This is a genomic window from Shewanella sp. 38A_GOM-205m (assembly GCF_000518445.1).
Lineage (GTDB): Bacteria > Pseudomonadota > Gammaproteobacteria > Enterobacterales > Shewanellaceae > Shewanella > Shewanella algae.
Genome location: NZ_JADP01000045.1, coordinates 1 through 16,087 on the forward strand (window position 1 = coordinate 1; position 16,087 = coordinate 16,087).

Here is a 16,087-nt window from a genome sequence, read left to right on the forward strand (position 1 = left end):
CAGCTCTTCATCGTCTACCATGTCACACTTGTTCATGAATACGATGATGAAAGGTACACCTACCTGACGAGACAGCAGGATGTGCTCACGAGTCTGTGGCATTGGACCGTCAGTAGAAGCTACTACCAGGATTGCGCCGTCCATCTGGGCAGCACCGGTGATCATGTTTTTAACATAGTCAGCGTGACCTGGGCAGTCTACGTGGGCGTAGTGACGAGTTGGAGTGTCATACTCGATGTGAGAGGTATTGATGGTAATACCGCGCTCACGCTCTTCTGGAGCGTTATCGATCGCTGCGAAGTCACGCGCCTCACCACCGTAAGTCTTAGACAGTACAGTTGAGATAGCAGCAGTCAGAGTGGTTTTACCATGGTCAACGTGACCAATGGTGCCCACGTTAACGTGGGGCTTGGAACGTTCAAATTTAGCTTTAGACACGATATATTCCTTTCTTTTCAGAAGAGTCCGGCGCTGCCGGACACCATCAATCAAAATAACAGTTAATGCCGTTACCTAAATCAGGTACGAGCTTCGATAACTGCTTTAGCAACGTTTTGCGGCGCTTCAGAGTACTTCAAAAACTCCATGGAGTATGAAGCCCGACCCTGAGTCGCTGAACGCAAATCTGTTGCATAACCAAACATTTCAGCCAAAGGTACCACAGCTCGAATGATCTTGATACCGGCGACGCCGTCATCCATACCTTCGATTAGACCACGACGACGGTTCAGATCACCTACTACGTCACCCATGTAGTCTTCTGGGGTTGTCACTTCAACCTTCATGCAAGGCTCGAGCAACACAGGGTTAGCTTGCAGCGCCCCCTTCTTGAAGCCCATAGAACCTGCAACTTTGAACGCCATTTCGTTCGAGTCCACATCATGATATGAACCGTCGAACAGAGTGACCTTCACGTCCAATACAGGGAAGCCGGCGAGAACACCGTTCTTCATCTGTTCTTGGATCCCTTTGTCAACCGCAGGGATGTATTCCCTAGGAACTACACCACCAACGATTTCGTTGACAAACTCATAACCGGCACCCTCTTCACGAGGCTCCAGTTTCAGCCAGACATGACCGAATTGACCACGACCACCAGACTGACGCACGAACTTACCTTCCACTTCCACGGCACTGCGGATAGTTTCACGATAAGCCACCTGAGGTTTACCAACGTTACATTCAACGCTGAACTCACGGCGCATACGGTCGATGATAATGTCCAAGTGTAGCTCACCCATACCTGAAATCAGAGTCTGACCCGACTCCTCATCAGTCTCAACCCGGAAAGAAGGATCTTCCATTGCCAGCTTCTGCAGCGCAATGCCCATCTTTTCCTGGTCGGCTTTGGAACGAGGTTCCACAGCAATGGTAATTACCGGCTCGGGGAATTCCATCCGCTCCAGAATTACTTTATGGTCTGGGTCACACAGGGTGTCACCGGTTGTCACATCTTTCAGGCCGATAGCAGCAGCTATATCACCTGCGCGCACTTCTTTCAGTTCTTTACGGTCGTTGGCGTGCATCTGCACGATACGGCCGATACGCTCACGCTTCTCTTTTACAGAGTTGTAAACGGCTGAACCCGACTCCAGGACACCTGAGTAAACCCGGATAAAGGTCAAAGTACCCACAAATGGGTCTGTTGCGATTTTGAATGCCAACGCAGAGAAAGGTGCATTGTCATCAGAAACACGCTCAACTTCCTGTTCTCTGTCATCGATGCCCTTAATCGCAGGAACATCAACAGGAGCAGGAAGGTATTCAACAACGGCATCGAGAACTGCCTGTACGCCTTTATTTTTAAAGGCACTACCACAGGTAGCCAGCACAATTTCGTTGTTGATAGTACGTTGACGAAGCGCTTTTTTGATCTCTTCTTCTGTGAGCTCACCTTCTTCAAGGTATTTGTCCATCAGCTCATCAGAAGCCTCTGCGGCACTCTCTACCAGGTATTCGCGCATTTCGGTTGCCTTGGCAAGCAAATGCTCTGGGATCTCTTCGTGAGTGAAAGTCAGGCCCTGGTCTGCTTCATTCCAGTTGATGGCTTTCATCTTGATGAGATCGATAACCCCGCTAAAGTTTTCTTCTGTACCAATATTCAATTGAATAGGTACACAAGTTGCACCGAGACGGTTACGGATCTGTCCTACTACGCGATCAAAGTCGGCACCGGCACGGTCCATCTTATTAACGAACACCAGACGGGGGACATGATACTTGTCGGCCTGACGCCATACGGTCTCAGATTGAGGTTCCACACCAGAAGAACCACAAAAGACCACTACGGCACCGTCAAGTACGCGCAGAGAACGCTCTACCTCAATAGTAAAATCGACGTGACCTGGGGTATCGATGATATTGATACGATGCTCAGTAAACTGGGCATCCATACCGCGCCAGAACGTGGTAACAGCCGCAGAGGTAATAGTAATACCCCGCTCCTGCTCCTGAACCATCCAGTCAGTGGTAGACGCACCGTCATGGGTTTCACCCATCTTGTGGTTTACCCCTGTATAGAACAGGACTCGCTCTGTGGTAGTGGTTTTACCTGCGTCAACGTGAGCACAAATACCTATGTTGCGATAACGCTCAATTGGAGTTGTACGAGCCACGATTATACCCTCTTGACTAAGATAAAAATCTTAGCAATGTCAGAGAAAGCGCGGGCAAGCCCGCGCCCGATATTACCAACGGTAATGAGCAAACGCTTTGTTGGCTTCTGCCATACGATGCACGTCTTCGCGCTTCTTAACGGCAGTACCTTTGTTTTCGGAAGCGTCCAGCAGTTCACCTGCCAGGCGCAGAGCCATAGATTTTTCACCACGCTTACGAGCAGCTTCAACCAACCAGCGCATCGCCAGTGCGTTACGACGAACTGGGCGAACTTCACATGGAACCTGGTAAGTAGAACCACCAACACGGCGAGACTTAACCTCTACCGCTGGGCGAACGTTTTCCAGGGCTGCTTCAAGGATAACCAGATGCTCTTCGCCTTTCTTATCGGCGACAACATCCAGTGCTTTGTAGATAATTTTTTCAGCAGTCGACTTTTTGCCGTCCTGCATAATGACGTTGATGAACTTAGCCAGCAACTCACTTTGAAACTTTGGATCAGGTAGGATCTTACGTTGTCCTACTACGCGACGTCTTGGCATAACTATTCTCCGTATGCTTCAGGTATTTCCAAAACTGGAATTTATATTTAGCTTGGCCTTACTTAACGGAAAACCATTAAGACTTAGGACGCTTAGCACCGTACTTAGAACGAGCTTGGCGACGTGAAGTCACACCAGCACAGTCCAGGGCGCCACGAACAGTGTGATAACGCACACCAGGTAAGTCTTTAACACGACCACCACGGATCAGGATTACACTGTGTTCCTGCAGGTTGTGGCCTTCACCGCCGATGTACGAAGTTACTTCGAAACCGTTGGTCAGACGCACACGAGCTACTTTACGTAGTGCAGAGTTAGGTTTTTTTGGGGTAGTGGTGTACACACGAGTACAAACACCACGCTTTTGTGGGCACGCGTTCAACGCAGGCACGTTAGTCTTTTCGACTTTAGGTGCGCGAGGCTTACGTACCAACTGGTTTACAGTTGCCATGTATAGCTCCGAATCAGTTGATTTCAACTCAACAATAAGGTGTGAAAAATCTAATCCCACAATAGTGGGACGCGGAATTTTAGAAAGGTAAGGCTTGGCTGTCAAGAAATAGCCAACTTTTGCAGCGTATTCCAATGAAAAAGGCGCCTTTCGGCGCCTTTTGTAACATCTATGCTACTTATTCCTGACTACCAGCCAGGTTCAACAGATCGGCCAGGTTCTGTTCGGCTTCGCTGGCGCTGATGCTAGGTGCTTCAGTCGCTACTACACCGCGAGCCTGGTTACGGTTGTTGTGGTAAGCATAACCGGTACCGGCCGGGATCAGACGACCTACGATCACGTTCTCTTTCAGACCGCGCAGGTTATCACTCTTACCGCCTACTGCCGCTTCGGTCAGTACGCGAGTGGTTTCCTGGAACGAGGCCGCAGAGATGAAGGACTCAGTCGCCAGAGAGGCTTTGGTAATACCCAGCAGTTCGCGTTCGAACTTGGCCGGAATCTTGCCCTGCTCTTCCAGTTCGCGATTAGCGATCTTGACGCGGGACACCTCAACCTGCTCCCCTTCGAGGAACTCAGAATCACCGGCTTCAGTGATCAGACACTTACGCAGCATCTGGCGAATGATCACCTCGATGTGCTTGTCGTTAATCTTCACACCCTGCAGACGATATACGTCCTGTACTTCATTCACAATGTAGTTGGCTACGTTGTGGATACCGCGCAGACGCAGAATATCGTGAGCAGACTCTGGACCATCGGCGATCACTTCACCGCGTTCGACTTTTTCACCTTCGAACACGTTCAGGTTACGCCACTTAGGGATCATCTCTTCGTATGGGTTACCGCCTTCAGCAGGGGTAATAACCAGACGACGCTTACCTTTGGTCTCTTTACCGAAGGAGATGGTACCGCTGATCTCAGCCAGAATCGCCGGCTCTTTTGGCTTACGGGCTTCGAACAGGTCGGCAACCCTTGGCAGACCACCGGTAATATCGCGAGTCTTGGACGATTCCTGAGGAATACGAGCCAGTGCATCACCGACGCTGATCTGAGCATTATCTTCCAGGTTTACGATCGCATTGCTGGGCAGGAAGTACTGCGCAGGTACGTCGGTACCAGGAATGGTCAGGTCATTACCGTTTTCGTCAACCAAACGGATCATTGGACGCATTTCTTTGCCGGCGCTTGGGCGCTGGGCCACATCCAATACCACGATGGAAGACAGACCGGTCAGCTCATCGGTTTGACGTGAGATGGTGACACCGTCAATCATCTGCTCAAACTTCACATAACCCGCCACTTCAGTGATGATGGGGTGAGTATGTGGATCCCAGTTTGCGATAGTCTGGCCAGCGGTAACTTCGGCACCTTCCAGCGTTTCCAGCACAGTACCGTAAGGCACTTTGTAGCGCTCTTTCTCACGGCCCAGTTCATCGATAATCGCCAGCTCAGATGAGCGCGATACGATAACCAGCTTGCCATCGCTGTTCTTAACGAACTTGGCGTTATGCAGCTTCAGGTTACCGGCGTTCTTCACCTGAACGTTGTTTTCTGCAGAAGCCCTGGATGCCGCACCACCGATGTGGAAGGTACGCATCGTCAGCTGTGTACCAGGCTCACCGATTGACTGAGCAGCGACAACCCCGATTGCTTCACCTTGGTTAATCAGGTGGCCTCGGGCCAGGTCACGGCCGTAACACTTGGCACAAACACCGAAGTCGGTATCACAGGAGATCACAGAGCGAACTTTAACTTCGTCAACACTGTACTCTTCCAGCTTGTCACACCATGCTTCATCCAGCAGAGTGTTACGTGGCGCCAGGACTTCGTCGGAACCAGGATAGTAAACATCCTCGGCAACAACACGACCCAGTACCCGCTCACGCAGCGGCTCAACCACGTCACCACCTTCAATCAGCGGCTTCATGATCAGACCTTCGTGAGTACCACAGTCATCTTCGATAACGACCAGATCCTGGGCAACATCCACCAGACGACGAGTCAGGTAACCTGAGTTCGCTGTCTTAAGTGCAGTATCCGCCAGACCCTTACGAGCACCGTGGGTTGAAATAAAGTACTGCAGTACGTTCAGACCTTCACGGAAGTTCGCCACGATGGGCGTTTCGATGATAGAGCCGTCTGGCTTGGCCATCAGACCACGCATACCCGCCAACTGACGGATCTGAGCGGCACTACCACGAGCGCCTGAGTCGGCCATCATGTAGATGCTGTTGAAGGAAGCCTGTCTCTCTTCTTCACCGTCGCGGTTGATAACCACTTCGGAAGACAGGTTTTCCATCATCGCCTTGGAGACTTTCTCGTTGGCGCTGGCCCAGATATCGATAACCTTGTTGTAACGCTCACCGGCAGTTACCAGACCAGACTGGAACTGCTCCTGGATTTCCAGAACTTCCGCTTCTGCGTCGGCAACCAGCTTGTACTTGGCTTCCGGGATTTCCATATCGTTGATACCGACAGAGGCACCGGAGATAGTGGCGTATTGGAAACCTGTGTACATCAGTTGGTCAGCAAAGATAACAGTATCTTTCAGACCCAGCTGACGGTAGCAGGTGTTCAGCAAACGGGAGATCTGCTTCTTGCCCATGTTCTGGTTAACCAGATCAAAAGACATACCGGCTGGCAGGATCAGTGACAACAGAGCACGACCTACTGTGGTGTCGACAATGCGGCGCTGCTGGGTGCGCTCACCGTTCTCATCGATATGAGTTTCGGTGATACGAACTTTAACCCGGGCGTGCAGCTCGGCGGCACCAGTGCGATAGGCTTTCTCGGCTTCGGCAACAGACTCAAAGGCCATACCTTCACCGCGGCCATTTACGCGCTCACGGCTCATGTAGTACAGACCCAGTACCACGTCCTGAGAAGGAGTGATAACCGGCTCACCGTTGGCAGGCGACAGAATGTTGTTGGTTGACATCATCAACGCACGGGCTTCCAGCTGGGCTTCCAGCGTCAGAGGCACGTGTACCGCCATTTGGTCACCGTCGAAGTCGGCGTTATAGGCCGCACACACCAGTGGGTGCAGTTGAATCGCTTTACCTTCGATCAGTACAGGTTCGAACGCCTGGATACCCAAACGGTGCAGTGTTGGTGCACGGTTCAGCATCACAGGGTGTTCGCGGATCACTTCATCCAGTACGTCCCAAACCTCGGCAACTTCACGCTCAACCATCTTCTTGGCGGCTTTGATGGTAGTGGCCAGGCCACGACCTTCCAGCTTGCCGTAGATGAATGGTTTGAACAGTTCCAGCGCCATTTTCTTCGGCAGACCACACTGGTGCAGACGCAGAGTTGGGCCCACGGTAATTACCGAACGGCCTGAGTAGTCAACACGCTTACCCAGCAGGTTCTGACGGAAACGACCTTGCTTACCCTTGATCATGTCGGCCAAGGACTTCAGAGGACGCTTGTTGGAACCGGTAATGGCACGACCGCGACGACCGTTATCCAGCAGGGCATCAACAGATTCCTGCAGCATACGCTTTTCGTTGCGAACTATGATATCCGGAGCAGCCAGATCCAGCAGACGCTTCAAACGGTTGTTACGGTTGATCACGCGGCGATACAGATCGTTCAGATCTGAAGTCGCGAAACGGCCGCCGTCCAGTGGAACCAGAGGACGCAGATCAGGTGGCAGAACCGGCAGAACCTTGAGGATCATCCACTCTGGCTTGTTACCTGAATGGTAGAAGGCCTCAACCAGCTTCAAACGCTTGGTGACTTTCTTGCGACGGGTCTCAGAGTTGATAGATGGCAGTTCTTCGCGCATCTGCTCAACTTCTTTCTCCAGATCGATAGCGCGCAGCAGTTCCAGAACCGCTTCGGCACCCATCTTGGCTTCAAACTCGTCACCATACTCTTCCAGCGCATCCAGGTAGGTTTCTTCGGTCAGCATTTGACCGCGCTCCAGGCTGGTCATGCCTGGCTCGATAACCACATAAGATTCGAAGTAGAGTACCCGCTCAATATCACGCAGAGTCATGTCCAGCATCAGACCGATACGGGATGGCAGTGACTTGAGGAACCAGATGTGGGCAACTGGGCTGGCCAGTTCGATGTGGCCCATACGCTCACGACGTACTTTGGTCTGGGTCACTTCAACGCCACACTTCTCACAGATCACACCGCGGTGCTTGAGACGCTTGTACTTACCGCACAGACACTCGTAATCTTTGACCGGGCCAAAGATACGGGCACAGAACAGGCCTTCACGCTCAGGCTTGAATGTACGGTAGTTGATGGTTTCAGGCTTCTTAACTTCACCAAATGACCAAGAACGGATCAGATCAGGCGACGCCAGGCCGATCTTGATGCCTTCAAATTCTTCAGTCTTGCTTTGCTGTTTCAGAAACTTTAATAAGTCTTTCACGTTTCTCTCCTGAAGGAGTTAAACCCGGTGCCCCGCTCTCGCGGAGCACCAATTCGTTGCCAAACGCAGGCTTTAAACCGCGTCTTACTCTTGATCCAACTCGATGTTGATACCGAGAGAACGGATCTCCTTCAGCAATACGTTGAAGGACTCTGGCATTCCTGGCTGCATCTGATGGTTACCGTCAACGATGTTCTTGTACATCTGAGTACGACCGTTAACGTCATCCGATTTCACTGTGAGCATTTCCTGCAGAGTATACGCAGCACCGTATGCCTCCAGGGCCCACACTTCCATCTCACCGAAACGCTGACCACCGAACTGAGCTTTACCGCCCAGAGGTTGCTGAGTAACCAAGCTGTACGAACCGGTAGAACGGGCGTGCATCTTGTCATCAACCAAGTGGTTCAGTTTGAGCATGTACATGTAACCTACGGTCACAGGACGCTCGAACTGGTTACCGGTACGACCATCAAACAGATTCAGCTGACCAGAAGTCGGCAGACCTGCGAGCTCAAGCATCTGCTTGATCTCTTTCTCTTTGGCACCGTCGAAGGCTGGGGTTGCCGTTGGCAGACCATCCTTCAGGTGTTTGGCCAGACGCAGAACTTCATCATCGGTAAATGAATCGATATCCACGCGCTGCTTCACTTCATCGCCCAGTTCATAGACCTGTTTGATGTAGCCACGCAGTTCGGCCAGCTCACGCTGTTCTTCCAGCATGGCATTGATGCGATTACCAATACCTTTAGCCGCAGCACCCAAGTGAACTTCCAGTACCTGACCTATGTTCATCCGCGAAGGTACACCCAGAGGGTTCAGTACGATGTCGACAGGGTTACCCTGCTCGTCGTATGGCATATCTTCGATAGGACAGATCTTGGAGATCACACCCTTGTTACCGTGACGACCGGCCATCTTGTCACCAGGCTGGATGGTACGCTTAACCGCCAGGTAAACCTTAACGATCTTCAGTACGCCTGGAGCCAGATCATCACCTTGGGTGATCTTGCGACGCTTGACTTCGAACTTCTTGTCAAAGTCGGCTTTCAGCTCTTCGTGCTGTTCAGCCAGCTGTTCCAGTTCGGTTTGCTTGGCTTCATCGTCGATAACCTGAACCAATACGTCTTTGCGTGGCAGTTCAGCCAGTTTGGCTTCACTGAAACCGGCGCTCAGCAGCAGGTTACGGGCACGGCTCAGTACACCCTCTTCGAGGATCTTGAACTCTTCAGTCAGGTCCTTACGGGCTTGAGCAATGTGCATCTCTTCGATTTCGATGGCGCGCTTGTCTTTTTCAACACCGTCACGGGTGAAGACTTGCACGTCGATAACTGTACCCTTCACTGAGTTAGGTACACGCAGAGAGCTGTCTTTAACGTCAGACGCTTTCTCACCGAAAATAGCCCGCAGCAGTTTCTCTTCCGGAGTCAGCTGAGTTTCACCCTTAGGCGTTACCTTACCAACCAGAATGTCACCGCCTTTTACTTCGGCGCCGATGTAAACGATACCGGATTCATCCAGCTTGCTCAGTGCAGACTCACCTACGTTAGGGATGTCAGCAGTGATCTCTTCGCTACCCAGCTTGGTGTCACGGGCAATACAGGACAGTTCCTGAATGTGGATAGTCGTGAAACGGTCTTCCTGCGCTACGCGCTCGGAAATAAGGATGGAATCCTCAAAGTTGTAACCGTTCCATGGCATGAAGGCCACGCGCATGTTCTGACCCAGAGCCAGGTCGCCCAAGTCGGTTGACGGACCATCGGCCAGAACGTCACCACGCACCACAGGCTCACCTACGCTACAGCATGGACGCTGGTTGATGCAGGTGTTCTGGTTGGAACGGGTGTACTTGGTCAGGTTGTAGATATCGATACCGGCTTCGCCTGGGCGCAGCTCATCTTCGTTAACCTTAACCACGATGCGGCTGGCATCAACATAGTCGATCACACCGCCACGCTTGGCAGCCACAACCACGCCTGAGTCAACAGCCAGTGTACGTTCAATACCTGTACCCACCAGAGGCTTCTCTGACTTGAGTGTTGGTACTGCCTGACGTTGCATGTTTGCACCCATCAATGCACGGTTAGCGTCGTCGTGCTCAAGGAATGGGATCAAAGATGCCGCCACAGAGATGATCTGCTGTGGAGATACGTCCATATACTGGATATCGGAAGCGCGCATAAAGGTAGATTCACCCTTGTGGCGACAGGCAACCTGCTCTTCCACAATGCGACCTTCGTTGTCGAGCTCGATGTTGGCCTGTGCAATCACATAGCGGCCTTCTTCGATGGCTGACAGATATTCCACTTCATCGGTAACCACACTGTCGATCACCTTACGATAAGGTGTTTCCAGGAAGCCGTATGAGTTGGTACGGGCAAAGGTAGACAGTGAGTTGATCAGACCAATGTTTGGACCTTCAGGGGTCTCAATTGGACACAGACGACCATAGTGAGTTGGGTGCACGTCTCGAACTTCGAAGCCGGCACGCTCACGGGTCAGACCGCCAGGACCAAGAGCCGAAATACGGCGCTTGTGAGTCACTTCTGACAGTGGGTTGTTCTGATCCATAAACTGCGACAGCTGAGAAGAACCGAAGAACTCTTTCACTGCAGCAGAGATTGGCTTGGCGTTGATCAGATCCTGAGGCATCAGCTCGTTCAGATCGCCCAGAGACAGACGTTCACGTACAGCGCGCTCAACACGTACCAGACCGACACGGAACTGGTTCTCGGCCATTTCGCCAACGCTACGGATACGACGGTTACCCAGGTGGTCGATATCATCGACTTCATCAAAACCGTTACGGATTTCGATGATCTTCTTCATTACGGCAACTATGTCTTCTTTGGTCAGTACACCGGTACCCTCGTTCTCGTCGATTTCGAGACGACGGTTGAACTTCATCCGGCCCACTTTAGATAGGTCATAGCGCTCTTCGCTGAAGAACAGGTTCTGGAACAGAGCTTCGGCGGCATCCTTGGTTGGTGGCTCGCCAGGACGCATCATGCGATAGATTTCAACCAACGCTTCCAAACGGTTGGTGGTTGAGTCAATACGCAGAGTGTCAGAGATGTAAGCACCGTGATCCAGCTCGTTGATGTACAGGGTGCTGACCTCTTTGATACCGGCCAGTGACAGATTGGCCAGGTCTTCCAGGCTGATCTCGTTGTTGGCGGTAACCAGTACTTCACCTGTGTCAGGATCGATATAGTCCTGAGCCGCCACTTTACCAACTATGTACTCAACCGGGACTTCCAGTTCAGTGGTGTTGGTTTTTTCCAGTTGGCGGATATGACGGGCAGTGATACGACGGCCCTTCTCTACCAGCACAGTGCCTTCTGAATCCTTGATGTCATAGCTGGCAGTTTCGCCACGCAGACGCTCAGGAACCAGTGTCATGACCAGAGAATCTTTCTTGATCTTGAAGTCGACACGCTCAAAGAAGATGTCGAGGATATCCTGAGTAGAATATTCCAGGGCACGCAGAATGATGCTGGCAGGCAGCTTACGGCGACGGTCGATACGTACAAACAACGCATCTTTAGGGTCGAACTCGAAGTCGAGCCATGAACCGCGGTAAGGAATAATACGCGCGTTATACAGCACTTTACCTGAAGAGTGTGTCTTACCACGGTCGTGGTCGAAGAACACACCTGGGCTACGGTGCAACTGAGATACGATAACACGCTCAGTACCATTGATAACAAAGGTACCGTTTTCAGTCATCAGAGGGATATCCCCCATGTAGACTTCTTGTTCTTTAATATCTTTTACAGTGCCGGCGGCAGCTTCACGATCATACAGCACCATGCGCAGCTTAACGCGCAGTGGAGCGGAGTATGTCACACCGCGGATTTGACACTCTTTCACATCAAAAACAGGCTCGCCCAGCTTATAGCTGACGTACTGCAGTTCTGAATTACCAGAAAAGCTCTTGATGGGAAAAACGCTACGGAAAGCGGCCTCAAGGCCACGCTCACCGGTAGGATCTTGATCGGTGAACTTCTTAAAAGAGTCTAACTGAATAGACAACAGGTAAGGGATGTCCAACACCTGTGGACGCTTACCGAAGTCTTTGCGAATACGCTTCTTTTCAGAATAGGAGTAAACCATGGGTTTCCTCTGCTTGCGAGATGTGACCAAGACTGAATCAACACAGTTAATTCAGCACGTTTGCCCATCACCGTTGATGGCAAGAACCTAACCAATAATCACTGCTAGGGACTGCAAAATCTGGCGACAAACGGTGAAAAAAATCGCCAACGCTTACAGCGCAAAAAAGGCCGACGGTCAAAAAACCGCCAGCCTCCACCCAATTGGCTTGGGTGATTGTAAGTCAGTATGACTTACTTGATCTCTACTTGAGCACCAGCTTCTTCGAGTTCTTTCTTCAGAGCTTCAGCTTCTTCTTTAGAGACAGCTTCTTTAACAGCTACTGGAGCAGATTCAGCCATAGCTTTGGCTTCTTTCAGACCCAGACCTGTGGCACCACGTACAGCCTTGATCACAGCAACTTTGTTGTCACCGTGAGAAGTCATAACTACGTCGAACTCGGTTTTCTCTTCAGCAGCAGCAGCTTCACCAGCGCCGCCAGCAACTACTGCGGCAGCAGCAGATACGCCGAACTTCTCTTCCATAGCTTCGATCAGTTCAACAACTTCCATTACAGACATAGCTGCAAAGGCTTCAAGGATTTGGTCTTTAGTGATAGACATAACAAATGTTTCCTATTGTTCTGAATTCAATTCTGTTAAGCAGCCAGCTTGAAATTAAGCGGCTTCTTGTTTTTGATCGCGCAGAGCGGCCAGAGTACGAACGAACTTGCCAGCAGATGCTTCTTTCATAGTCATCATCAGCTGTGCCAGTGCTTCTTCGTAAGTTGGCAGTTTTGCCAAACGATCAATGTCAGCTGCAGGGATGAATTCCCCTTCATAAGCTGCACCTTTAACTTCGAAAGCGGCTTGCTCTTTAGCAAAGTCTTTTAACAGACGAGCTGCAGCACCTGGGTGCTCGTTAGAGAAAGCAATCAAAGTTGGGCCAGAGAACACCTCTGTCAGACACTCAAAAGCAGTGCCTTCAACTGCGCGGCGAGCCAGAGTGTTACGTACTACACGTACATACACACCGTTTGCGCGAGCAGTCTTACGCAGAACTGTCATAGCACCTACAGTTACACCGCGTGAATCGGCGACAACTGCAGAAAGCGCACCTTTGGCAGCTTCGTTGACTTCAGCAACAATCGCTTTTTTGTCTTCGAGTCTTAATGCCATTGGCTTTACTCCTGGATTCTACCTGGGGAATCCCCCAGTGTTTACCATACTGAATACAAACGTACTCAGTTACTTACGGTGCAGATAATCCAGCAGAAATAAATCTATCTGGGGCCTGACACCGTCTACGCAGGAAATTAAGTATCCCAGACGGTCAACACCTGCGGTCTTGGACGGAAACCCATCCGAGTGTAAACACTCGTCATAGGTTCCAACCCACAAAAGTGCGCGCATTATAGGCTAACGCGCGCATTTTGTAAAATTAGTTAGCAGTGTCCAGAGTGTTCTGGTCAACAGCTACACCTGCACCCATAGTGGTGGAGATGCTTACCTTCTTCACGTACTGGCCTTTGGCTGCAGCAGGCTTGGCCTTCTTCAGTGCAGTCAGCAGTGCTTCCAGGTTTTCTTTCAGTTGAGCGGTTTCGAAGTCCACTTTACCGATAGTAGTGTGGATGATACCGTTCTTGTCGTTACGGTAACGAACCTGACCAGCCTTAGCGTTCTTAACAGCTTCGGCAACGTTAGGAGTTACAGTACCGGTTTTAGGGTTAGGCATCAGGCCGCGTGGGCCCAGGATTTGACCCAGCATACCAACAACGCGCATTGCATCAGGAGATGCGATAACTACGTCGAAGTTCATTTCGCCGGCTTTCACCTGCTCAGCCAGATCTTCCATACCTACCAGTTCAGCACCAGCTTCTTTCGCAGCTTCGGCATTGGCACCTTGAGTGAATACAGCAACACGTACTTCACGACCAGTACCGTGTGGCAGCACAGTGGCACCACGAACGTTTTGGTCAGATTTACGAGGATCAACACCCAGGTTAACGGCAACGTCTACGCTCTCAACGAACTTGGCAGTAGCCAGTTCTTTCAGCAGAGCTACAGCTTCGTTGATGTCGTATGCTTTGGTTACGTCCACTTTTTCGCGGATGGTGCGCATGCGCTTAGTCAGCTTTGCCATTATATTAGTCCTCTACTACCAAACCCATGGAACGCGCAGTACCTTCGATTGAGCGAGTCATCGCTTCAATGTCAGCACCAGTCATATCGGTTGCCTTGGTTTCAGCAATTTCCTGAACCTGGCTACGCTTGATAGTACCCACTTTCTGAGTGTTAGGACGAGCAGAACCTGACTTCAGACCAGCGGCTTTCTTCAGCAAGAAGGCTGCAGGTGGAGTCTTGGTTTCGAAAGTGAATGAGCGATCGTTGTAAACAGTGATCACTACTGGAATTGGCATACCTTTTTCGAACTTTTCAGTACGAGCGTTGAATGCTTTACAGAATTCCATGATGTTCACACCTTTTTGACCCAGAGCTGGACCAACTGGTGGAGACGGGTTTGCAGCACCGGCTGCTACTTGCAGCTTGATGTAAGCTTCAATTTTCTTTGCCATCTGACATTTCCTCAGTTTGGGTTCAAACGCTCAGGCGACATGCCTTGAGCTCCCCGAAAACAACGGGTGCGGATTATATAGAAATCCGCACCCGTTGCCAAACGGATTTTGTATTTTATTTAATCAGGATTTCTCGACCTGATTAAAGTCCAACTCAACCGGAGTTGAACGACCGAAGATCATCACAGACACCTTAACGCGGTTCTTGTCATAATCCACTTCTTCAACAGTACCATTGAAGTCGGCAAACGGACCATCGGTAACGCGAACCACTTCGCCGGGTTCGAACATAACGCGATGAGTCGGAGAATCTGTAGTCTCCTGCAGACGACGCAGGATAGCCTCGGCTTCTTTATCGGAAATAGGAGCAGGACGATCTGAAGTGCCGCCGATAAAGCCCATCACACGTGGGATGCTTTTCACCAAGTGCCAGCTTTGATCGTTCATTTCCATCTGTACCAGCACATAGCCGGGGAAGAACTTGCGCTCGCTCTTGCGGCGTTGGCCGGCACGCATTTCCACAACTTCTTCGGTCGGAACCAGGACTTCGCCGAAGAACTCTTCCATACCGTGCATTTTGATGTGTTCAAGCAGAGACTTACATACACGGCCTTCATAACCGGAAAAAGCCTGAACCACATACCATCTTTTCTTAGCTTCTTTAGCTTCAGTCATTCTAGTGCCTATACGCCAGTAATAAAGTTGACAATGCGCAGCAATACCGCATCCAGTCCCCAGAGAATCAAGGCCAGGATACCTGTCGCAGCCAGTACGATAAAGGTGGTATTCAACGCCTCTTGACGAGTCGGCCATACGACTTTGCGTACTTCAATTTGAGACTCACGGGCAAAGGCCAATGCTTGCTTACCCTTAACAGTTTGCAGAGCAATAAAACCAGCAATAGCAAATACAACAACCACACCCGCAGCGCGGATTGGCAGAGTGATGATTTCACTGTTGTTGTACATCTGGTTGCCAACGATAGCCACTACCACCAGTAGTATAGCTATTACCCACTTTACGATATCCAGAGAGTTGCCCTGGTTTTCAGTATTTGTTGTCATCGGTTAATTCCGTTACTCATTACGACCTGAGCCAAGGGACAGCTGAGTAAGTTTAAGGCTTAAATCAGCGCCAGCCCGCTTTCGAACTCGCCCCTGACGAGAATTCTCCGGCTCAGGGCACAAAAATCGGCCATAGATTGTATTCTTAATCAGCTTTGTTATCAAGGATACACAGGGCGAAACCAAGAGAAAGCCTGACACTTTACGCCAGCAAGCAAAAAAGGAAGCCGAAGCTTCCTTTTTCAAAGTAACCTGTCTCGCAATTAAGCGATGATCTTGGCTACAACACCAGCACCAACTGTACGGCCACCTTCACGGATGGCGAAGCGCAGACCTTCATCCATCGCGATTGGG

13 protein-coding genes are annotated in these 16,087 nt (G+C 50.8%); all 13 read right to left on the reverse strand.

The window, feature by feature from the left end; all coding sequences use genetic code 11:
• The coding region (locus N512_RS0118505; protein ID WP_028781262.1) for a GTP-binding protein at window positions 1-438 on the reverse strand (438 nt) is incomplete at its 3' end.
• 80 nt (window positions 439-518) lie between these two features.
• Entirely contained in the window at window positions 519-2,615 is a 2,097-nt protein-coding gene (gene fusA / locus N512_RS0118510) for an elongation factor G (protein ID WP_028781263.1), read from the reverse strand.
• Between the two features lie 72 nt (window positions 2,616-2,687).
• On the reverse strand, window positions 2,688-3,158 hold the full coding sequence (gene rpsG, locus N512_RS0118515) for a 30S ribosomal protein S7 (RefSeq protein ID WP_025012041.1): 471 nt from the start codon (window positions 3,156-3,158) through the stop codon (window positions 2,688-2,690).
• Between the two features lie 76 nt (window positions 3,159-3,234).
• Entirely contained in the window at window positions 3,235-3,609 is a 375-nt protein-coding gene (gene rpsL / locus N512_RS0118520; RefSeq protein WP_025012042.1) for a 30S ribosomal protein S12, read from the reverse strand.
• Window positions 3,610-3,787: 178 nt separating this feature from the next.
• Window positions 3,788-7,999 (reverse strand): DNA-directed RNA polymerase subunit beta', encoded by a 4,212-nt coding sequence (gene rpoC / locus N512_RS0118525; protein WP_028781264.1) that lies wholly within the window; start codon window positions 7,997-7,999, stop codon window positions 3,788-3,790.
• 84 nt (window positions 8,000-8,083) lie between these two features.
• Complete coding sequence (rpoB, locus tag N512_RS0118530; protein WP_025012043.1) at window positions 8,084-12,115, reverse strand: DNA-directed RNA polymerase subunit beta; 4,032 nt, start codon at window positions 12,113-12,115, stop codon at window positions 8,084-8,086.
• A gap of 233 nt (window positions 12,116-12,348) precedes the next feature.
• Entirely contained in the window at window positions 12,349-12,717 is a 369-nt protein-coding gene (rplL, locus tag N512_RS0118535; protein ID WP_025890054.1) for a 50S ribosomal protein L7/L12, read from the reverse strand.
• Window positions 12,718-12,771: 54 nt separating this feature from the next.
• Window positions 12,772-13,272 (reverse strand): 50S ribosomal protein L10, encoded by a 501-nt coding sequence (rplJ, locus tag N512_RS0118540; protein ID WP_025012044.1) that lies wholly within the window; start codon window positions 13,270-13,272, stop codon window positions 12,772-12,774.
• A 262-nt stretch (window positions 13,273-13,534) separates the two neighbouring features.
• Window positions 13,535-14,236, reverse strand: a complete 702-nt coding sequence (rplA, locus tag N512_RS0118545; protein WP_025012045.1) for a 50S ribosomal protein L1 — start codon at window positions 14,234-14,236, stop codon at window positions 13,535-13,537.
• A 4-nt stretch (window positions 14,237-14,240) separates the two neighbouring features.
• Complete coding sequence (rplK, locus tag N512_RS0118550; RefSeq protein WP_025012046.1) at window positions 14,241-14,669, reverse strand: 50S ribosomal protein L11; 429 nt, start codon at window positions 14,667-14,669, stop codon at window positions 14,241-14,243.
• A 123-nt stretch (window positions 14,670-14,792) separates the two neighbouring features.
• Entirely contained in the window at window positions 14,793-15,344 is a 552-nt protein-coding gene (nusG, locus tag N512_RS0118555; RefSeq protein ID WP_025012047.1) for a transcription termination/antitermination protein NusG, read from the reverse strand.
• 8 nt (window positions 15,345-15,352) lie between these two features.
• Window positions 15,353-15,733 (reverse strand): preprotein translocase subunit SecE, encoded by a 381-nt coding sequence (gene secE, locus N512_RS0118560; RefSeq protein WP_025012048.1) that lies wholly within the window; start codon window positions 15,731-15,733, stop codon window positions 15,353-15,355.
• Between the two features lie 263 nt (window positions 15,734-15,996).
• On the reverse strand, window positions 15,997-16,087 hold a 91-nt coding region (locus tag N512_RS24795; RefSeq protein ID WP_080286574.1), incomplete at its 5' end, for an elongation factor Tu.